Origin of the sequence: Bacillus canaveralius (assembly GCF_002860125.1) — a bacterium.
In the GTDB taxonomy this organism is placed as follows: Bacteria; Bacillota; Bacilli; order Bacillales; family Cytobacillaceae; genus Bacillus_BJ; species Bacillus_BJ canaveralius.
Map to the genome: position 1 here is coordinate 15,372 of NZ_PGVA01000016.1, position 18,888 is coordinate 34,259.

Genomic DNA, 18,888 nt, shown 5'->3' on the forward strand with positions numbered 1-18,888 from the left:
GCATGATGGCCAGAATCCATTGTGCCCATGGGGAAGGAGAATATGTACATGTCCGGTAGTTCAGGTTATTATGGAGGATTTGCTTTGATCGTTGTCCTCTTCATTCTTCTTGTCATAATCGGCGCAGCTTGGCTATAAAATACCAAAGATGAAAAAACGGCAGGCAGAAGCCTCGCCGTTTTTTCATATGTATGATTAAGCAAACAATAATTCTAAATAAGAAGATGTCAGCAAAATCAGGATCAAAATATTAATCGTCCGGAATACTTTTGGCTGTCGGTCCTCCGGGATTTCTTTTTGGATGCATAGGGAATTGGTCATTTTATTAATGTAAAAAACAATAAAGACAGCAAACGCAATAAAAACAGCGGAGATCATCCAAGATTCCCTCCTTCTTTCAGTACAGACTTTGGTAATACAATATCAAAATATCAAAAAAAAAGATAGCAATGTGATTGGGGAACTGGGAGTTGTTTTTGCAGATGATGGCATGTCAGACTCCAAATGAATGGGAACCTGAAACTTACTAACATACTGTACGATGAAAAGCAAAAAAAATCAATAGAAAATCGAACAACTTTTTGTTCGCCATATCTCAAAAATATTGTCGGATGAATTTTTATTTTAGGCAAGGACCATCCATATGAGGACCAAAAAAATAAAGGGGATTTCTCCCCGCATCGCAATGTTTTATACGTATTCCTTTTTTTCTATTCGGTCTTTTTTACGAATCTTTCCGTCGTCATCCACAAAATCTGTTTCAATGTTTTTAAATGATTTTTCAAAGATCTCCATAAAATCATCGCCATAAATATTACGGACAATGGCCATGATTTCAATGGCGTCAGGGAATTTCCCGTACAGTTTTTTCAGTGGCATGGCACCGGAAAACACAGCGTTTTTATCGGGCTGGTACGTCTCCATTAGACTGAGCAAAATATTTTCACCCTGGTCGGTTAACTTGATGTATGTATTCCTTTTGTCACTTTCTTTTTTGGAAAACTGAAGGAAGCCCCGTTCTTCAAGCTTTTTGGAAAAATTAAATGCGGTGGAAACATGCATTACGCCAAATTTTGCCACATCTGAAATAGACGCTCCGTTTAAATGGTAAGCAATCCATAAAATATGGTGTTCGTTGATATTGAGATCATAAGGTTTGATCCATTGTTGCCAGTCTTTCTCGATTGATTTCCAAAGAGCCTTGCTGAGCTGGGCGATTCTTTGGCTGAAAAGAAGCGCTTCCTTCATCGAAAATTCGTTTTCTGTCATTTGAATTCACCTTCTTTGTTATTTCTTTCAATCATTATGTCAATAAAACAAAATTAATAAAGATGACAATTTGCAAAATTTTTAGAAAATGACTTTATTACTAATAAGTATACAATTTTTATCCTAAAAAAGATATGAAAAAATATTTATGAAGTTTACAACCATTTTTATAATATATTTGTTTCGCTCACAGTCAAAAAAACCCTTCTTTTCTAATGAAGAATTTTTAGAAAAGAAGGGTTTTTCGTTTTATACTTAGGCCCGATTAGTATTTTGCTGATTGAATGAAAGCTCTAATTCACTGATGGTTTCCTCAATTTTTTTCATTTCCCTTTGCAGTTCTTGCTTGTTTGGCCTGATCGCATTTTTCCAATCTGCAATTGAATGTTTAACATCCGTTGAAAAGCTGCTGATTGCTGCTTTACCTTCTGTGGATGCCATTGAAGCAGAATTCTTCAGGTCCAGGAAGTCGTCTTTCAAAATTTTAAGGTTGGTCATTAATAAATCTTTATTTTCTTGCAAATAATTTCTGGTTGTTTTTCCAGAAGCAGGAGCAGCCAACAGGGTAGTGATCCCGGCGGCTACGCCACCAACTAAAAATCCTAACAAAAGTGATTTTGTCTTCATCCAATTCACCTCAAAGTTAAAGTGTTGTTTCCTTACATACTTCTACACTGTTCTACAAAATCCTCCTAGTGTACTTTTATCCCGATATTTTACTGTTCTTTTAAATATATCTCTATACCTTTTATTATCACTTAAATGACAATAATAAACCTGTCCATTTTTCATAGCGCAATTTTTTTTGGCATATACATAAATAATTAGGAGATTATCGAATCGTTTGCGTTGGGGGGAGTATGATGGGAGGAATTCGTTTTGGTTTCTTTGCTCTTAGTGCTGTTTTGTTTTTGGGGGCAATTCACTATTTACTGGCATCACAACGCCCTGGATCCTATCCGCCAAAGCATGTATTAAGGGCCCGGGCAACAGCGCTGGCGGGTGGTGGATTGGTTCTGTTTGCATTTGCAATGTTATTGTTGTTGTTTTGATAGAAAGTGCTGGAAGACTTTAAACTATGGCGTCATCGGCGCTAGAATGTCCTGCACGTCGGAGTTGGACATCGAAACGGCCAGTTGAGTTGAAAAATAGATATTCTGCAATTAAAAAAGAGAACTCCCGGGAGTTCTCTTCAATTATTATTGGCTGACAGGCTGCTCTATGAAATTTGCGCGTTTTAAAATGCCGGTTGCGATAGGGTATAGGATAACCATCGCTGCCGTATTGATTGCCATAGCCGGAAGTACAACAGTTGCGAACAAAATAGTAAACGGTCCTGGAAGACCGACAATGACAAATGCTGAACCTAAAAAGACAAGACCGGAAATAATTGTGCCTACAGCTGTTATTACAGCAACACTGATAATCGAATTTCGGTACTTTGTCAAGGCAAGAAAAATCGCGAAGAATAAAAATGCCGTTACGGGTTTATCAATGATATTTGGAAGCAATCCTCCCGGGAATTGTGTTGTCAACCCGGAAAGTACACCTGTTACGACTCCGATTAATAGAACATTTTTCTTATCCGGAAACAGAATGATTCCTAAAAACATCATTGTAAGCATCATATCCGGCTTCATTCCGAAAATAAATCCAGGTACGACTGCATGCAATACTGCACCTATCCCAACAAATAACGCTAATACTACAAGATTTTTCGTATTCAACCTAATCTCTCCTCTGCTTGGCTATACTATTTTGTCTCTCCTGCAGTGCACTCTTTGCCTGCAGCGAAAAACTTGCACCAATTATAACATATAATTGTTAATGTTTAAAGATTCATAACGCAATTCTTTATTTCAAAAACGAACAGTATTGAAAATTAACATAGTATTATTTGTTTCCTACGGCATTCCTGTTTATTTAGATAACTACATTCGTTTTTCAGTTTGGCTTGTTACATTGTGAAGTGTACTAAGTCGAAATATGAATCAATAATTTTTCCTAAATGTTTTCATGAACTTGGCCAGCTCATTTACCTGCTCAATCGTAACGGCATTATACAGCGAGGCCCGACAGCCGCCGATGGAACGATGGCCGTTCAGGCCGATAAACCCGGCTTCTTTAGCCTGTTCCAGAAAGGCACCAGTCGCTGCTTCGGTTTCGAGCTTAAAGGTGACATTCATCAATGACCGGCTTCCTTGATCCGCATGACCCCGATAAAATCCGTTGCTTTCATCAATAATATCGTAAAGGATTTCGGCTTTTTCGCTATTTATCTTTTCTATTGCAGGCAGTCCGCCTATTGACTCGACCCACTCCAATACAAGAGAAAGTAAATAAATGGATAGGGTAGGAGGGGTGTTGTACAATGACCGGTTTTTTGCATGCGTCTGGTAGCTGAGCATCGTCGGAAGTCTCTCATCTGAACGGGCAAGCAGGTCCTTTTTAATAATCACGACCGTGACACCTGAAGGCCCAAGATTTTTTTGAGCACCGGCGTAAATCAGGCCAAATTGGTTGACGTTAATCGGTTTGCTAAGAATGTCACTCGACATATCAGCAACAAGCGGAGCATTGAAGAGATCCGGAAATGTTTGCCATTGTGTTCCGAAGATTGTATTATTGCTTGTTAAGTGGACATAGGATGCATCGTCGGGAGCTGATGCTTCAATAGAGGGAATGTTTTTGTACATTCCTTCTTTTCCGGAAGCTAAACTGGCGGCTGACCCGATTTTCCGGGCCTCACTAAGCGCTTTTTCACTCCAGGAACCAGTCATAATATAATAAGCCGTTTCATCGTTTCTGAGCAGATTCATCGGCACCATCGTAAACTGCAAACTGGCGCCTCCTTGCAAAAATAGCACTTCATAATCATCGGGAATTTGCATGAGACGTCGAAGAAGTCTGTCAGCACTGTCATGAATCTGTTCATATTCAGCACTGCGGTGGCTCAGCTCCATTACAGCCATGCCGGAATCAAGATAATTGAGCCATTCTTTTTGGGCTTTCTCAAGGACAGCCTGAGGTAGGGCGGCTGGTCCGGCATTAAAATTCAAAGCTCGTTTCATGTGGGGCCTCCTTACGTATATACTGTAATACGCTAAAGTATAAAGATGTTTCTATCGTATCAAAAATAATAGATGAGCACACTAAAAATTTGAACAATTTAAAAAATGTTTAAAAAAAGCTTCCGTTCATTGTGAACAGTCGCTTTTTAACACATTCGATAGATCTGGAGGCGGGTTGCGTTCTGCATGTACCGTGCTGATGCCATAAGGAGATATTTCTATAAGTGGCTATTAATCCCGGTGGCGATTTTTTGCAGGTTCTCTGCAGAGTATTCACCATTGTTTGTTTTCCAGACGGCACCAAAGCCGTCACCTTGCCCGTAGCGGGGCAGAAGGTGGAGATGGAAATGGAAGACGGATTGTCCGGCTAGTTCCCCATTATTATTCAATAAATTTAAGCCAACAGGTTCGAATTCTGCTTTAATCGCATTGGCAATTTGCGGGACTGCAGCAAATAGGTTTTCGGCAATTTCGGGTGTAAGCTCATACAGGTTTTCTTTATGTATTTTTGGAATGACAAGCGTATGCCCTTTCGTCACCTGACTAATATCAAGAAAAGCAAAAACGTGTTCATTTTCAAATACTTTGGCAGAAGGAATACTGCCATTGATGATTTTACAGAAAATACAGTCGTTCATATCCAACACCCTTTCAAGGCTTTTCTCGTATTTTATCATATAATAATCTTTGACAAAAAGGTAAAAGGCAGGATTCTCAAGGAATCCTGCCGAAATGAAGGGGAAAGCTTCTATTGTACGTTCAGTTTAGGAAAGTCTTTGACAAACACCTCATTTCAAAAAAATGATGCGCTGGATTAGCGGACCGGTTTTTTGAACGGTACTGTGTGCAAAAACACGATCCCCTTATTTAGGAACGTTCGAGTCATGGACTAAAAGGTTCTAGTCTTTAGCCAACACCTCATTTCATTTGGTTGAAATGATTTCACCTAAACAGTTGTTTCCCCTTCATCAAGAGTATGCCCGGAAATCCTTGGAGTATGTCATTTTTATCCGGGAAGTCAGCTTTTTAAAAGATGCTTAATGTTTGTTAAACTATTAGCATACACAGAAGGAGGGTGTGCAGAATGGCACTTTTGGAGATTAAAAATCTGACAGGCGGTTACACAAGAAATCCTGTTTTAAAAGATATTTCTTTTCAGGTCAATGAAAGGGAGTTGGTCGGCCTGATCGGGCTGAACGGGGCCGGAAAGAGTACAACGATCAAGCACGTAATCGGGTTGATGGAAGCGCACAGCGGAGAGATTACCATTAACGACCGGACGTTTAAACAAGACCGGGAAGCTTACCGCAGACAATTCACTTTTGTTCCAGAAACCCCGATTTTATACGATGAACTTACGCTTGAAGAGCATTTAAAAATTACCGCAATGGGCTATGGGCTCGATGAAAATACATACAAGGCACGTAAACATGTACTGCTGAAGGAGTTTCGAATGGAAAAAAGGCTTAAATGGTTTCCTGCCCATTTTTCCAAAGGGATGAAGCAAAAGGTTATGATTATGTGTGCTTTTCTTGTTCAGCCGTCCCTATATATTGTTGATGAACCTTTTGTAGGTCTTGATCCCCTCGGTATCCAATCGCTTCTGGATTTAATGAACAGAATGAAAGAAGCGGGTGCCGGGATATTAATGTCGACACATATTTTGGCAACGGCTGAACGGTACTGCGACAGGTTTGTGATTTTGCATGAAGGAAAGATCAGGGCCTCAGGTACACTCGGTGAGCTTCGCGAGCAGTTTTCGATGCCGGGAGCAACTTTGGATGACCTTTATATCCAGCTGACTAAGGAAGAAGATTATGTTTAATGGCGCCCGGTTATGGAAAGAGCGGTTCTCGCGGAGAAGCAGGGAAATGGGCCGGTACCTTCGCTATATTTTCAACGGGCATCTCGTGATTGTTATGCTGTTTCTGCTTGGAACAGCGGCCTACTACTATCAGGCCTGGGTCAAAGCGCTGCCGGCCGATTATCCTGTTTCGATTATTATTGCTGTGCTGCTCGGTTTATTACTGACATATAGTCCGATTTATACGTTTTTATTTGAAGCAGATAAAATCTTCTTGCTTCCGCTTGAAACAAAGCTTGCTGATTATTTTAAACGGTCGATCATGGTTAGCTTCGCTTTACAGACTTATCTCCTTATCCTTGTCCTTGCTGCTGTAATGCCGGTGTATGTTCAAGTGAACGAAGGGGAGTTTTCCTCCTATTTTGCATTTTTGCTTATCCTGCTGGTCGTTAAATGCTTGAACCTGATGGCACGCTGGAAAATACAATACTATGTTGAAATAGCAGTACATTGGACTGACTCTGCGATTCGCTATAGCTTAAATACTGTGTTTGTCTACATGCTCTTTTCCGGTGCAGGCCTGCCCTTTCTTATTGTCATAGCCGGTTTGATGGCGGTGTTGTATTGGTATTATCGAATCCAAGTAGTTGATAAAGGCCTGAAATGGGAGTATTTAATTGAATCGGAAGAAAGGCGGATGACGTCGTTTTATCGCATTGCCAATCTGTTCACCGACGTACCCAAATTGAAGGACAAAGTGAAGAGGCGGAAATGGCTTGACTGGCTCTTGGCCAGACTGGCTTTTAAGCAGGAACAAACCTATACCCACCTCTATATGAGAACCTTTTTACGGGCAGGCGATTATTTTGGCTTATTTCTGCGCTTATTAATTATTGGAGCAGGAGTCCTGTATTTAATATCATTTGGAATCGGACAGGTTGCAGTCGTTTTATTATTTTTATACTTAACCGGATTCCAGCTGCTTCCGTTATGGAACCATCACCAAAATAAACTGTGGGTTCAGTTGTATCCTGTAGCAGAGAAATATAGATCAGGTTCATTCAAGGTTCTTCTTTCGGCGTTGCTTTTCGCTCAAAACATCGCCTTCTGTCTCGTTCTGCTGCTAAAAGGGGATTGGCTTGTTGGCGGGCTTTCCTTTGCAGCCGGTATTGGTTTTATCTACTTTTTTGTATTCATTTATACAAAGAAGCGCTTGGAGATGATATAAGCTCAGGTTGGATGAATTCAGTGGGTGGTCCTGGCCTGTTTTTTTAGGAGCAGTTGCTAAGAATGCATATAGGCTCAGAATATTGCGAACGCCTCCGCATAGCTGAAATTAGAAAACCCATCGGCATTTTTCAGTGCCAATGGGTTTTTAAGTGCATTATAACGCTTGTTCAGGCACAGGGGCCTCCAATTTGACGGATTGATATTCAACGGCTGCAGTTCCTAAAGTTTTCGCTGCAACGAGCATCGCTTTTTCATCAATATCAAACTTTGGATGGTGGTGCGGGTAATTTTCCTCCGTTTCCGGGCGTGCACCTGTAAAGAAGAATGTTCCTTTCACATGCTGCAAATAGTAAGCGAAATCTTCCCCGCCCATTTGTGGTTCTGTTTCCACAACACGGTTAACACCGGGAACTTTGCCAGCAACTTCAACCAGGAAGTTTGTTTCTTCTTCATGGTTGATCACTGCTGGGTATCCTCTTTCAAATAAATATTCGTAATCACTGCCGCTTGTATAGCAAGTGCCTTTTGCCGTACGCTCGATTTCTTGTTCAACGAAAGTTCTCACATCTTCACTGAAGGTTCTCACCGTACCTTCGAGCTTTGCTTTATCAGCAATTACATTGAAAGCATTTTCGGCAACAAACGAGCCGACCGTTACAACAGCAGAATCAACAGGATTTACCTTGCGGCTGACAATTTGCTGCAAGTTGACGACTAGCTGTGAAGCTGTGACAACAGCATCTTTTGTCCGGTGAGGCTGGGCTCCATGACCACCCTTGCCCTGTACCAATATTTCAAACCGGTCAGCAGCAGCCATGATCGGCCCGACCCGGTATTGGATCGTCCCAGTTGGTTCTGAAGCCCATAAATGAGTTCCGAAAATTACATCCACACCATCGAGGCAGCCATCTTCGATCATCGACACTGCGCCTCCTGGTGCATATTCTTCGGCATGTTGATGGATCATGACATAATCGCCTTCCAACTCATCTCTTAATTCGTGAAGGCTTTTCGCCAGAACGAGCAATGTTGCGGTATGGCCATCATGTCCGCATGCATGCATAACTCCAGGAACCAATGATTTATATGGAACATCTTTCTCATCCTGAATTGGCAGGGCATCGAAATCCGCTCTTAAAGCAACTGTTTTTCCTGGCTTGCTGCCGTATATTTTAGCAACTACTCCATTGCCGCCAACATTGCCTCGTACTTCGATTCCAAGTTTTTCATAGAAGGACTTTATGTATTCGGCTGTATTTGTCTCCTGAAAAGATAGTTCAGGATGCTGGTGCAAATAACGCCGGATTTCCACCATCTCCTCATAGTAACTTGCAAGTTTAACATTCAGGCTTTCCAGCATAACAATCTCTCCTTAATATAAATAATTTTTAGACAATTATAACACATTTCGAGAGTCGAAGGTTATTTTAATGAGAGTATTTTCTGGAAATACAAGTAGTTTCCGAATATTTTTAAAAGGAAAGAGAGCTGCACTTCGGGAGGCAGTCTCTTTCTTTGACTAGATAAGAAACATTGCAACAATGGTGGTGATAATTAAACCAATCGTTACAGGCAGGAGATTTCTCCTTGCCAATTCAAATGGATCGACATTGCATATCGCTGCGGCAGGAATGAGCGCCCATGGGACGAGTGTGCCGCCACCAACCCATATCGCGGCAATTTGGCCGAGAGCGGTTAGCGTGGCTGCTCCAGCTCCGATCGCTGTAGCAAATAAATTGGCTATTGATCCGGCAAGTGATATACCGGAAAAACCCGATCCGTCGAGGCCGGAGATCGCTCCTACAGCGGTTAACGTTACGGCACCCACTTCTTTGCTTAACGGGACAACCGAAGCAAGCGTTACACCAAGATCGTTTACGATCCCGTGCGAGTTCTCTGGGAGGAAATCACCGATGATTTTTGTGAATCCGGCATCGCCTAAATAGAAGAAAGCAGCTATCGGAATCACCGGGCCGAATACTTTAAATCCGAATTGAAAACCTTCAATAATATAACTGGTAGCTTTTTCAAGCCCTTTATTTTTGTGGCTGACCATTGTGATGATAAGAAGAATAACGATCGAGGTTCCGCCAATTAAGGCTGTAGCGTCGCCACCTTGAAGATTAAAATGAAACATGGCTGCTACATCAAGGGCAAACAAAGCAGGGATAAGCAGTGCGAAGAAACGTTTTTGATTTATGGTTAGTAAACAACCATCATTGGTTGACGGATCCGCATCAGGCAGTTCGGAATGCTCTGAATCTACTGTGAGCCTGCCTGCTTTCATATCCCGTTTCAGAAAATAAAAAGCAGTAACAGTGGTAACCATCCCCATAATAAACACTAACGGAATACTCGCATCAATGACCGCATTTACCGGCAGGCCGGCTGCGTCGGCTGTAAGTTTTGGAGCAGCCTGGATGATAAAATCACCAGACAGGGCAATTCCATGCCCGAACAAGTTCATCGCCATCGCAACACCGAGGGCAGGCAGGCCGACCCTTAATGCGACCGGGAGGAGCACAACACCCAATAATGCAACGGCTGGCGAAGGCCAGAAAAACCATGATATGCCCATCATCAGAATGCCGATCGTCCAGTAGGCAAGAGAAGGTGTGCGAATCAATTTGGCAAACGGGGAAATCATCACATCGTTAATCCCGGTTGTCGTCAGCGTTCTGCTCATCGCCACAATAATTGAAATAACGAGAATAGTAGAAAGCAATTCAGTAATCGCAAAAATAAAACTGGTGAAAATGCTGCTAACAGAATAGCTAAGCGAGCCGGTTGCTGTAATCGCGATAAGAAAAATTCCGGCAATACAAATCAGTGTTGTGTCCCGCCGCATGATCATAAAACCGATAATTAACACAATGAAGCTGACATATATCCAATGAAGTGCGGTTAGTTCAACGGCCATATCCATTAATGCCCCCTCCGTTCATCCTTATAGGCGAAACATAGGTATTTGCCCAATTTGGATTTAATACAGGATATGTACTTTTTCAACAGGTGTGAAGGGGTAAAAAAGATTTGCGGCTTTAAGCTGGAGCCGGGGAATAAACTGGGTGTAGTAAGTGCGGAACTCCAAATTTACGAGCGGAATTCGAGATTTACGAGCGGAACTCCAAATTTACGAGCGGAATTCGAGATTTACGAGCGGAATTCGAATAACAAGAGGGATGAAGCGGCGTTCATCCCTCGTTACGTTCTTCTTCGTGGGCGGCATATGTAGTCACATAGGAAGCACCGGAAAAGATTTGCTGCTTGTCCACGCCTTGTTCGCTGCCGCGTTTTTCATGTGCTTTTTCGTATGCTTTTGATTGCTGCCAGTTTTTATAGCCCTGCTCGTTTTCCCATAGTGTTAAGATCACATATGTATTCGAATCTAACGGGCGCAGAACGCGAATCGCGGCAAAGCCAGGTTCATTTTCAATCTTGCGGGCCCGGTTTTTGAAACGGTATTCAAATAGGGGACGGCCTTCATCCGTGACGGGGATATTGTTTAAAACAGCAAAATTTGCATGTTCGAACGTCCCTGCCGAATCAATCACTTCATAGCGGCGCGGTGTGTTGAAAACTGTTTCACCCTCTGTTTCGTGAATCAGCAAGGCGTTGTCCTGATTTTCCATTAGCAACATCTGTTCACCACTATTTTTTTCCTTGATGCTCTTCATGAAATCATACGTGCCCGTTGTCATATACAAGTACATGCTTGATCACCTCTATGCGATATTTTCTTCCTTCCTTATTATATCTTTCTCCTCCCATTAATTCACCAAACTCGATTTATATCCTAAAAAAACGTCAATTTTTTTGACATTTAATGTCGTTAACTATACATCAACAGTGGAAAAACGCTATATTGGAAACAGTTCATAAAATGTACGTTTCTTGCTGTTTCTTATTTTGCCGATAATATATTAAAATGAAATACAGGAAGTTTTTGAAAGGTGGATTATTTGTATATGACAAAAGTAGTCAATGAAACATTCTTAAAAGCGGCGTCGGGAGAAAAGACGGACTATGTACCCGTTTGGTATATGCGTCAGGCCGGCCGTTCCCAGCCTGAATATCGAGAACTGAAGGAAAAATATTCTCTATTTGAAATTACGCAACAGCCCGAATTATGTGCCTATGTCACGAGGCTGCCCGTTGAACAGTACAATGTCGATGCAGCCATACTATATAAGGATATAATGACCCCGCTGCCTGCGATTGGTGTCGATGTCGATATTAAAACGGGGGTTGGCCCGGTTATTTCCAATCCAATTCAATCGTTAGCGGACGTTGAAAAGCTCGGTGAAATTAATCCTGAGGAAGATGTCCCTTACGTTCTAGAAACGATTAAAATTCTCACGGAACAACAGTTGTCGGTACCGCTCATCGGTTTTGCCGGAGCACCTTTTACCATGGCCAGTTATATGATCGAAGGAGGACCTTCAAAAAATTATAATAAAACAAAAGCCTTTATGTATGCCGAACCGAAAGCGTGGTTTGCCCTGATGGACAAGCTTGGTGAGATGGTGATTACATATGTCCGATCGCAAATCAAAGCCGGTGCCAAAGCGATTCAAATTTTTGACTCATGGGTTGGAGCTTTAAATGTAGAAGATTATCGTTATTTTATTAAGCCGGTCATGCAGAGGATTTTTTCTGCTTTAAAGGAAGAAAGAATGCCGCTTATTATGTTCGGAGTCGGTGCAAGCCATCTTGCCCTTGAATGGAACGACCTTCCTGTTGATGTAGTGGGACTGGACTGGCGCCTTCCTATTCAAGAAGCGAGAAAAATCGGCATTACGAAAACTGTCCAGGGTAATCTCGATCCGGCAGTTTTGCTGGCACCGTGGCAAGTCGTAGAGGAAAAAGCGCAAGCGATCCTCGATGCTGGCATGGAACATCCGGGATATATCTTTAATCTCGGCCATGGAGTGTTTCCAGATGTAGATCCCGAGACTTTAAAGCGTCTTACAGCCTTTGTACATGAATATTCAGCTGCAAAATTGAGCCGTTAGTCCTCATTTGTTAAGCGTTTCATTTGGTGATCGGAGCTTTTTTTGGCACAATAGAGGACTGTAGACTTATTTCTTAAGAGGTGGATAACATGGCAAAGAAAAAAATCGGCTTACTCGTGATGGCTTACGGAACCCCATATAAAGAAGAAGATATTGAAAGATATTATACGCATATTCGCAGAGGAAGAAAACCATCCCCGGAGATGCTGGAGGATTTGCGGAGCAGGTACGAAGCAATCGGCGGCATATCTCCGCTGGCAAAAATTACGCTTGAGCAAGCGGAAAAGCTAGCGCAGCATTTAAATGAGATCCAAAATGAAATTGAATTTAAAATGTATATAGGCTTAAAGCATATTGAACCTTTTATTGAAGATGCCGTAAAGCAAATGCATGAAGATGGAATTGAAGAAGCAGTAAGCATTGTGCTCGCTCCTCATTTTTCAACCTTCAGCATTAAGTCATATAACGGCCGCGCCAAGGAGGAAGCAGAAAAGCTTGGCGGCCCGCAGATTGTTTCCGTTGAAAGCTGGTATGATGAACCGAAGTTCATTCAATATTGGTCAAGCAGAGTCAAGGAAACGTTTGAGCAGATGGCGGCTGAAGAACGGGACAAGGCCGTTTTAATTGTTTCCGCTCACAGCCTTCCTGAAAAGATTTTACAAATGGGTGATCCGTATCCAAATCAGCTTCAAAAGACAGCTGAAATGATTGCCGGGCAAGCAGGAGTTAAACATTATGAGGTGGGCTGGCAGAGTGCCGGCAACACACCGGAACCATGGCTTGGACCAGATGTCCAGGACTTAACGCGTGCACTTTACAACGAACACGGCTACAAAGCATTTGTGTATGTTCCTGCCGGATTCGTTTCTGACCATTTGGAAGTGTTGTTTGATAACGATGTCGAATGTAAAATCGTGACTGAAGAAGTGGGGGCAAGCTATTATCGCCCTGAAATGCCTAATGCGCAGCCTGAATTTATTGACGCGCTGGCAACGGTCGTACTGCATCATATTGGGAAATAACTTTATACGAAAAGAAGGCGATGTAATCGTGTTGCAAGGAAGAAAGAGGGTTGCTGTTATTGGCGGGGGAATCACCGGGCTCGCTGCTGCTTACTACCTGCAAAAGCAGGCAAGAGAGCAAAACATGGCAGTCGATGTCAACTTAATCGAGGCTTCCCACAGGCTTGGCGGGAAAATCCAGACAGTTGTAAGGGATGGATATGTGATTGAAAAGGGTCCGGATTCTTTTCTTGGCCGAAAGCAAAGTGCTTCAAGGCTTGCAAAAGAAGTGGGAATGGCTGATCAATTAATCAACAATTCCGCTGGAAAATCATATGTCCTTGTCAAGGAGAGGCTACATCCGATGCCGGGGGGTTCGATTATGGGAATTCCTACTGAGGTTGCCCCCTTTGTGACTACTGGCTTATTTTCGATCCCGGGAAAAATAAGAGCAGCAGCCGACTTTTTCTTGCCGCGCTCCAATCCTTCAGAGGACCAGTCCCTCGGTCAATTTTTCCGGCGCAGGCTCGGGGATGAGGTTGTTGAAAACTTAATCGAGCCTTTGTTGTCCGGGATTTATGCGGGTGATATTGACCGCTTGAGCCTAATGTCCACATTTCCGCAATTCTATGAGGTTGAGCAAAAATACCGGAGCCTGATTTTGGGAATGAAAAAGGCCACTCCAGCCAGGCCGAAAAATCCGAGCCAAAAAGGCAATGGACTGTTTTTAACCTTTTCTTCAGGATTACAGTCGTTTGTCGATGCTATTGAGTCGAAGCTTGAGCCTCGTTCAGTTTTAAAAGGGATGAGGGTTGAACAAATCATTCAAAAATCGGGCGGCTATGAGATCGAGCTTAATAATGGCGAGATCATTCTCGCCGACAGTATCATCTCGGCGGTTCCACACCAAGCCGTGCCGATGTTATTCCCTGGAAATGACCTTTTTAGTGAATTAAAGGAGATGCCTTCCACGTCTGTAGCAACTGTTGCGATGGCATTCCCAAAAGAAGCGATAAAAAAGGATATTGAAGGCACGGGCTTTGTCGTTTCCCGGAACAGCGATTACACGATTACTGCCTGTACGTGGACGCATAAAAAATGGCCGCATTCGACCCCTGACGGAAAAGTGCTGCTCCGCTGTTATGTAGGGAGAGCAGGGGATGAAGCAGTTGTTGGCCTGTCAGATGACGAAATCATCAAAATTGTCCTCGAAGACTTAAACAAAACGATGGATATCACTGCCGAACCGGAATTTTCAATTATTTCACGATGGAATAATTCAATGCCTCAATATACAGTTGGCCACAAACAAATGGTTGAAAAGATAAAGGAACAAATGCCTTCAGAATACCCAGGCATCTTCCTGGCCGGGAGCTCGTTCGAAGGCCTTGGTATCCCGGACTGTATTGACCAGGGCGAAGTAGCTGTCAAGATGGTCTTAGATTACTTAACCATTAATGAAGAAGCAACAACAGCTGTCAAATCTTAAACGAAATTCTGTCGTATCACAATTTTGTAATAATAGAGATTGCAAGCACTATTGCTGAAAAAACCAGCCGCTCATCCTAACGGCTGGTTTTTTCGTTTATATGATATATTCCAAAATAGAAAGCTGGTAAATTATCTTAAACTATTAAATATCGGTTACTCCCAAGCAATGGTCACATTTGTTACCGTAGCATTCATGTTGCTCGTCAATGGTTTTTCCGCATTCGGCACATTCTTTCGGCGGCAAATTTCTGAAGAATTCCATAATGTTAAAAAGCATCGCTGTTAACCTCCAATTTTTAAAATAATCTGAATTTAACTCAATTGTATTATAACAGATGTTTTTTGTCAACAACTGTTTCAATACAATTTAAAAAAAGAATAAAATAAGCAAAATGACTTATGTAATCTGTTGAACCGGGAAATGGAAAAGGGTAATGATTTTTTGGTACTATGAAATAAGAAGCAATAAATCGTCATTAGGAGGCGTGTTCAGTGAAATTAACGGTAATCGGCTGCTGGGGAGGGTACCCGAAGATAAATGAAGCAAGTACAGGGTATTTACTTGAGGAGAACGGATTCAAGCTGCTAATCGATTGCGGCAGCGGCGTGCTTTCAAAGCTGCAAAATATCATCCAGCCGGAAGAAATAAATTCTGTGATCCTGTCGCATTATCATGCTGACCATATTGCAGATATTGGAGTTTTGCAGCATGCAAGATTAATTCAATCTTTCCTTGGTAAGAAAATGGATGAGCTGCCTATCTATGCGCCTGAGTCTGAACAAGAATTTCCGAAGCTAACTCATAAAAACATCACCAACGGAGTCGAATATCATCCTGCTGAAGTGCTGACAGTTGGACCATTTAGCATCCGTTTTTTACGGACAGACCACCCGGTTCCATGCTATGCGATGCGGATTGAAACTGGTGGAAAAGTTTTTGTATATACCGCTGATACGTCATACAAACACGAATTGGAGCAGTTTAGTAAGGACGCAGACCTGCTCTTATGCGAGTGTAACTTTTACAAGGAACAGGATGGAAAAAATGCAGGCCACATGAACAGCCTTGATGCTGGAAAACTTGCGGCTGTAGCTAATGTTAAACGTCTGATCCTGACGCATCTGCCTCATTATGGCGATATTCAACGCCTCAAGGAAGAAGCAGCTGAGGTTTTCAATGGTCCGATTTTAGTAGCGTCGGAAAATCTGTCGATTACTTTATAGAAGAGGAGACTTTGACATGTTATTTATCGATAACGAGGGAATTACAGATCCGCGCATTAACCTGGCGATCGAAGAATACGCTTTGAAAAATCTCGATATCAACGAGACATATTTGCTGTTTTACATAAACGAACCATCGATTATTATTGGCAAAAACCAGAATACGATCGAGGAAATCAATACGGAATATGTTGAGAGCAAAGGCATCCATGTCGTGCGCAGATTGTCCGGGGGCGGGGCGGTTTATCATGACCTTGGCAATTTAAATTTCAGCTTTATAACAAAAGACGATGGCGAGAGCTTTCATAACTTTAAAAAGTTTACAGAACCGGTCATTGCTGCCCTCCAGAAGCTCGGTGTAAATGCGGAGCTGAGCGGCCGTAATGATATTGTTGCGGAGGGCAGGAAAATTTCAGGCAACGCGCAATTTTCGACAAGGGGCAGAATGTTCAGCCACGGCACACTCCTGTTCAAATCTGAAATCGAGCATGTCGTTTCGGCATTGAATGTTAAAAAAGATAAGATTGAATCAAAAGGAATTAAATCAATCCGCAGCAGGGTAGCCAATATTTCAGAGTTTTTAGCTGATCCAATTTCGATTGAGCAGTTTAAAGACCTGCTCCTGAAAAATATTTTCAGTAATGAGGAAGATATTCCACAATATAAATTGACGGAGGATGACTGGAAAAAAATCAATCAAATCTCGGAGGAGCGCTATAGGAACTGGGATTGGAACTATGGGAAATCACCAAAGTTTAATCTCCAGCATTCACATCGCTTTCCAGTTGGACAAATTGATGTGAGACTGGAAGTGAATAAGGGCGGCATCGAAAACTGCAAAATCTATGGAGACTTCTTCGGAGTGGGTGACGTGTCAGAAATTGAAGACAAGCTTACGGGAATCAAGTATGGAAAATCAGACATAGAGGCAGCCCTTGAGGGTGTAAACATCCAGCATTACTTCGGCAACATTTCAAAAGAAGACTTTGTTAACTTAGTATATTAAGAAAGCAGCAGTGTCCGCCTCAGGGCACTGTTTTTGTATGGAAAATTTTGAAAGATAAGTATGAAAGTTTGAAAATTTGGATTTGTACGACGATTAATCTTGAATAGGGAACTTTTTTTCAATATAATTAATTTAGAAAATTTATGCCCAAAAAATGAATAACCATTCATTTTTGGTTCGTATTTTTTTGAAAAGGGGAGGGGTTAAGTTGAATTTGTCAGATCAGCTTCATCACATTGCAAAGGTACTGGCGAGTAAACCTGCTTATTATTTTATGGACCAATCCAGTACATATGCCGAATTGGACGGGGCTGTCACAAAATTTGCCTCGGGACTTGAAAAGCTTGGAGTTAAAAAAGGGGATCATATTGCACTGCTATTAGGCAATTCACCGTATTTTGTAATTAGCCTATACGGTGCACTTCGGCTTGGTGCCAAGGTTATTCCGATTAATCCAATTTATACACCGGATGAAATTGGTTATATTTTGAAAAATGGCGACGTTAAGGTCGTTGTTGCACTGGATCTTTTGCTTCCGCTTGCTGAAAAAATGCATCACAACCTGCCGGACGTGGAGCAATACATCGTCTGTGAAACTCCGCAAGGACAACAGGCGGGAACAGATGTAACAATCTTATCAGTATTCCCGAAATTGAAACCGTTTACAGAAGTGGTTGCTACAGGTGATCCTTCATTTGCCGGCCCAGATCTTCAGGAAGAGGATGTCGCTGTCATTCTGTATACATCAGGAACAACGGGTAAGCCGAAAGGTGCAATGCTAACTCATAAAAATCTTTACCGAAATGCAAAGGATAGCGGTGACTATCTGCGGATCAATGAGGATGACCGGGTTATTACCACTTTGCCAATGTTTCACGTCTTTTGTTTAACGGTAGCTTTGAATGCACCGCTCATGAATGGCGCAACGATCTTAATTGATCCGAAATTCAGCCCGAAGGAGATTTTTCGTCTCGCCAGAAAATATCAACCAACTGTGTTTGCGGGCGTGCCAACGATGTATAATTTCCTCTTGCAGTATGAGGAAGGCAATCCTGATGACTTGAAGTCGCTCCGCTTATGCATTTCTGGTGGCGCTTCCATGCCTGTTGCCCTGCTAAAAAGCTTTGAGAATAAATTTAATGTCCTGTTGTCGGAGGGCTATGGTTTATCAGAAGCATCACCGGTGACATGCTTTAACCCGCTCGACCGTCCGCGCAAGCCCGGGTCTATTGGACAGTCTATTATGAATGTTGAAAACAAAGTCGTTAACGAACTCGGAGAAGAGGTTCCGGTTGGCGAAGTTGGCGAATTAATCGTCAGGGGCCCAAATGTAATGAAAGGCTACTATAAAATGCCTGAAGATACAGCAGTAACGATTCGTGACGGCTGGCTATACACCGGGGATTTAGCAAGGATGGATGAAGAAGACTATTTTTATATCGTCGATCGCAAAAAGGACATGATTTTGGTCGGCGGCTATAATGTTTACCCGCGCGAAGTCGAAGAGGTTCTGTACAATCATCCGGATGTAGTCGAGGTCGCCGTTGTAGGGATTCCGGATCCGAATTTAGGAGAAGCAGTGAAATGCTATGTTGTTTCAAAAAATCAGCAGCTGACTGAGAAGGACTTGTTTGAATATTGCAGTGAGCACCTTGCTAAATACAAAATCCCATCAGCAATCGTTTTTCTTGAGGAGCTTCCGAAAAACACAACCGGAAAAATTTTAAGAAGGGCACTCAAGAATCAAGAAGTCGCCTCATCCAGGTAAATTGCAATT

20 protein-coding genes are annotated in these 18,888 nt (G+C 42.3%); 10 read left to right on the forward strand and 10 right to left on the reverse strand.

Translation table 11 applies throughout. The features are described from left to right. Window positions 1–48 precede the first annotated feature (48 nt). A complete protein-coding gene (locus tag CU635_RS08370; protein WP_101576814.1) occupies window positions 49–138 on the forward strand; it encodes a YjcZ family sporulation protein in 90 nt (29 codons plus the stop codon). A gap of 57 nt (window positions 139–195) precedes the next feature. Here the strand turns inward: CU635_RS08370 and CU635_RS08375 are convergent, their stop codons facing one another. The 3 genes from CU635_RS08375 to CU635_RS08385 all read right to left on the reverse strand — a co-directional run bounded on the left by CU635_RS08375 (window position 196) and on the right by CU635_RS08385 (window position 1,896). Beyond that, the gene (locus tag CU635_RS08375; protein ID WP_101576816.1) at window positions 196–378 is read right to left on the reverse strand and encodes a hypothetical protein; all 183 of its coding nucleotides are present in this window, start codon (window positions 376–378) and stop codon (window positions 196–198) included. Between the two features lie 312 nt (window positions 379–690). After that, window positions 691–1,269 carry an HTH-type transcriptional regulator Hpr gene (locus CU635_RS08380; RefSeq protein WP_101576818.1) on the reverse strand — a complete coding sequence of 193 codons (579 nt, stop codon included), beginning with the start codon at window positions 1,267–1,269 and terminating at the stop codon, window positions 691–693. A gap of 255 nt (window positions 1,270–1,524) precedes the next feature. After that, window positions 1,525–1,896, reverse strand: coding sequence for a YtxH domain-containing protein (locus tag CU635_RS08385; protein WP_101576820.1), 372 nt, complete (start codon window positions 1,894–1,896; stop codon window positions 1,525–1,527). Window positions 1,897–2,132: 236 nt separating this feature from the next. Here CU635_RS08385 and yhzF point away from each other — a divergent pair, with 236 nt between their 5' ends. Next, window positions 2,133–2,321 carry a membrane protein YhzF gene (gene yhzF, locus CU635_RS08390; RefSeq protein WP_101576823.1) on the forward strand — a complete coding sequence of 63 codons (189 nt, stop codon included), beginning with the start codon at window positions 2,133–2,135 and terminating at the stop codon, window positions 2,319–2,321. A 147-nt stretch (window positions 2,322–2,468) separates the two neighbouring features. Here the strand turns inward: yhzF and CU635_RS08395 are convergent, their stop codons facing one another. The 3 genes from CU635_RS08395 to CU635_RS08405 all read right to left on the reverse strand — a co-directional run bounded on the left by CU635_RS08395 (window position 2,469) and on the right by CU635_RS08405 (window position 4,978). Then, window positions 2,469–2,996 (reverse strand): tryptophan transporter, encoded by a 528-nt coding sequence (locus CU635_RS08395; protein ID WP_101576825.1) that lies wholly within the window; start codon window positions 2,994–2,996, stop codon window positions 2,469–2,471. A gap of 264 nt (window positions 2,997–3,260) precedes the next feature. Next, a complete protein-coding gene (gene serC, locus CU635_RS08400) occupies window positions 3,261–4,340 on the reverse strand; it encodes a 3-phosphoserine/phosphohydroxythreonine transaminase (protein ID WP_101576828.1) in 1,080 nt (359 codons plus the stop codon). A gap of 218 nt (window positions 4,341–4,558) precedes the next feature. Then, on the reverse strand, window positions 4,559–4,978 hold the full coding sequence (locus tag CU635_RS08405) for an HIT family protein (protein WP_101576831.1): 420 nt from the start codon (window positions 4,976–4,978) through the stop codon (window positions 4,559–4,561). Between the two features lie 446 nt (window positions 4,979–5,424). Between CU635_RS08405 and CU635_RS08410 the strand changes: the two genes are divergently transcribed. After that, window positions 5,425–6,165 carry an ABC transporter ATP-binding protein gene (locus CU635_RS08410; protein WP_101576834.1) on the forward strand — a complete coding sequence of 247 codons (741 nt, stop codon included), beginning with the start codon at window positions 5,425–5,427 and terminating at the stop codon, window positions 6,163–6,165. Continuing rightward, on the forward strand, window positions 6,158–7,372 hold the full coding sequence (locus CU635_RS08415) for an ABC transporter permease (RefSeq protein WP_101576836.1): 1,215 nt from the start codon (window positions 6,158–6,160) through the stop codon (window positions 7,370–7,372). The genes CU635_RS08410 and CU635_RS08415 overlap by 8 nt, the downstream gene beginning before the upstream one ends. 156 nt (window positions 7,373–7,528) lie before the next feature. On the opposite strand, the gene CU635_RS08420 is transcribed toward CU635_RS08415, so the two are convergent. From CU635_RS08420 to CU635_RS08430, 3 genes are all read right to left on the reverse strand, one after another. After that, entirely contained in the window at window positions 7,529–8,734 is a 1,206-nt protein-coding gene (locus CU635_RS08420) for a M20 family metallopeptidase (protein ID WP_101576839.1), read from the reverse strand. A 159-nt stretch (window positions 8,735–8,893) separates the two neighbouring features. Next, complete coding sequence (locus CU635_RS08425) at window positions 8,894–10,294, reverse strand: hypothetical protein (RefSeq protein ID WP_101576880.1); 1,401 nt, start codon at window positions 10,292–10,294, stop codon at window positions 8,894–8,896. Window positions 10,295–10,568: 274 nt separating this feature from the next. Further along, a complete protein-coding gene (locus CU635_RS08430; protein WP_101576841.1) occupies window positions 10,569–11,087 on the reverse strand; it encodes an antibiotic biosynthesis monooxygenase family protein in 519 nt (172 codons plus the stop codon). A gap of 255 nt (window positions 11,088–11,342) precedes the next feature. On the opposite strand from CU635_RS08430, the gene hemE reads away from it, so the two are divergent. The 3 genes from hemE to hemY all read left to right on the forward strand — a co-directional run bounded on the left by hemE (window position 11,343) and on the right by hemY (window position 14,879). Next, the gene (gene hemE / locus CU635_RS08435) at window positions 11,343–12,389 is read left to right on the forward strand and encodes a uroporphyrinogen decarboxylase (RefSeq protein WP_101576843.1); all 1,047 of its coding nucleotides are present in this window, start codon (window positions 11,343–11,345) and stop codon (window positions 12,387–12,389) included. Window positions 12,390–12,478: 89 nt separating this feature from the next. Next, window positions 12,479–13,411 (forward strand): ferrochelatase, encoded by a 933-nt coding sequence (gene hemH, locus CU635_RS08440; protein WP_101576845.1) that lies wholly within the window; start codon window positions 12,479–12,481, stop codon window positions 13,409–13,411. Window positions 13,412–13,439: 28 nt separating this feature from the next. Further along, complete coding sequence (hemY, locus tag CU635_RS08445; protein ID WP_180956536.1) at window positions 13,440–14,879, forward strand: protoporphyrinogen oxidase; 1,440 nt, start codon at window positions 13,440–13,442, stop codon at window positions 14,877–14,879. Window positions 14,880–15,023: 144 nt separating this feature from the next. Here the strand turns inward: hemY and yhfH are convergent, their stop codons facing one another. Next, window positions 15,024–15,158: a protein YhfH gene (gene yhfH, locus CU635_RS08450; RefSeq protein ID WP_101576846.1), complete on the reverse strand. Its 135-nt coding sequence runs from the start codon at window positions 15,156–15,158 to the stop codon at window positions 15,024–15,026. A gap of 215 nt (window positions 15,159–15,373) precedes the next feature. On the opposite strand from yhfH, the gene CU635_RS08455 reads away from it, so the two are divergent. The 3 genes from CU635_RS08455 to CU635_RS08465 all read left to right on the forward strand — a co-directional run bounded on the left by CU635_RS08455 (window position 15,374) and on the right by CU635_RS08465 (window position 18,879). Continuing rightward, window positions 15,374–16,105 carry an MBL fold metallo-hydrolase gene (locus CU635_RS08455; protein WP_101576848.1) on the forward strand — a complete coding sequence of 244 codons (732 nt, stop codon included), beginning with the start codon at window positions 15,374–15,376 and terminating at the stop codon, window positions 16,103–16,105. 16 nt (window positions 16,106–16,121) lie between these two features. Then, window positions 16,122–17,111 (forward strand): lipoate--protein ligase, encoded by a 990-nt coding sequence (gene lplA / locus CU635_RS08460; RefSeq protein ID WP_101576850.1) that lies wholly within the window; start codon window positions 16,122–16,124, stop codon window positions 17,109–17,111. 208 nt (window positions 17,112–17,319) lie between these two features. Next, window positions 17,320–18,879, forward strand: a complete 1,560-nt coding sequence (locus CU635_RS08465) for a fatty acid--CoA ligase family protein (RefSeq protein WP_101576852.1) — start codon at window positions 17,320–17,322, stop codon at window positions 18,877–18,879. Window positions 18,880–18,888: the final 9 nt, after the last annotated feature.

What these genes read in the sequence shown, in the direction of transcription:
- CU635_RS08370 (WP_101576814.1), top strand. Translation starts at nt 49, where the DNA reads ATGTCCGGTAGTTCAGGTTATTATGGAGGATTTGCTTTGATCGTTGTC.
- CU635_RS08375 (WP_101576816.1), bottom strand. Translation starts at nt 378, where the DNA reads ATGATCTCCGCTGTTTTTATTGCGTTTGCTGTCTTTATTGTTTTTTAC.
- CU635_RS08380 (WP_101576818.1), bottom strand. Translation starts at nt 1,269, where the DNA reads ATGACAGAAAACGAATTTTCGATGAAGGAAGCGCTTCTTTTCAGCCAA.
- CU635_RS08385 (WP_101576820.1), bottom strand. Translation starts at nt 1,896, where the DNA reads ATGAAGACAAAATCACTTTTGTTAGGATTTTTAGTTGGTGGCGTAGCC.
- yhzF (WP_101576823.1), top strand. Translation starts at nt 2,133, where the DNA reads ATGGGAGGAATTCGTTTTGGTTTCTTTGCTCTTAGTGCTGTTTTGTTT.
- serC (WP_101576828.1), bottom strand. Translation starts at nt 4,340, where the DNA reads ATGAAACGAGCTTTGAATTTTAATGCCGGACCAGCCGCCCTACCTCAG.
- CU635_RS08405 (WP_101576831.1), bottom strand. Translation starts at nt 4,978, where the DNA reads ATGAACGACTGTATTTTCTGTAAAATCATCAATGGCAGTATTCCTTCT.
- CU635_RS08410 (WP_101576834.1), top strand. Translation starts at nt 5,425, where the DNA reads ATGGCACTTTTGGAGATTAAAAATCTGACAGGCGGTTACACAAGAAAT.
- CU635_RS08415 (WP_101576836.1), top strand. Translation starts at nt 6,158, where the DNA reads ATGTTTAATGGCGCCCGGTTATGGAAAGAGCGGTTCTCGCGGAGAAGC.
- CU635_RS08420 (WP_101576839.1), bottom strand. Translation starts at nt 8,734, where the DNA reads ATGCTGGAAAGCCTGAATGTTAAACTTGCAAGTTACTATGAGGAGATG.
- CU635_RS08425 (WP_101576880.1), bottom strand. Translation starts at nt 10,294, where the DNA reads ATGGCCGTTGAACTAACCGCACTTCATTGGATATATGTCAGCTTCATT.
- CU635_RS08430 (WP_101576841.1), bottom strand. Translation starts at nt 11,087, where the DNA reads ATGTACTTGTATATGACAACGGGCACGTATGATTTCATGAAGAGCATC.
- hemE (WP_101576843.1), top strand. Translation starts at nt 11,343, where the DNA reads ATGACAAAAGTAGTCAATGAAACATTCTTAAAAGCGGCGTCGGGAGAA.
- hemH (WP_101576845.1), top strand. Translation starts at nt 12,479, where the DNA reads ATGGCAAAGAAAAAAATCGGCTTACTCGTGATGGCTTACGGAACCCCA.
- yhfH (WP_101576846.1), bottom strand. Translation starts at nt 15,158, where the DNA reads ATGCTTTTTAACATTATGGAATTCTTCAGAAATTTGCCGCCGAAAGAA.
- lplA (WP_101576850.1), top strand. Translation starts at nt 16,122, where the DNA reads ATGTTATTTATCGATAACGAGGGAATTACAGATCCGCGCATTAACCTG.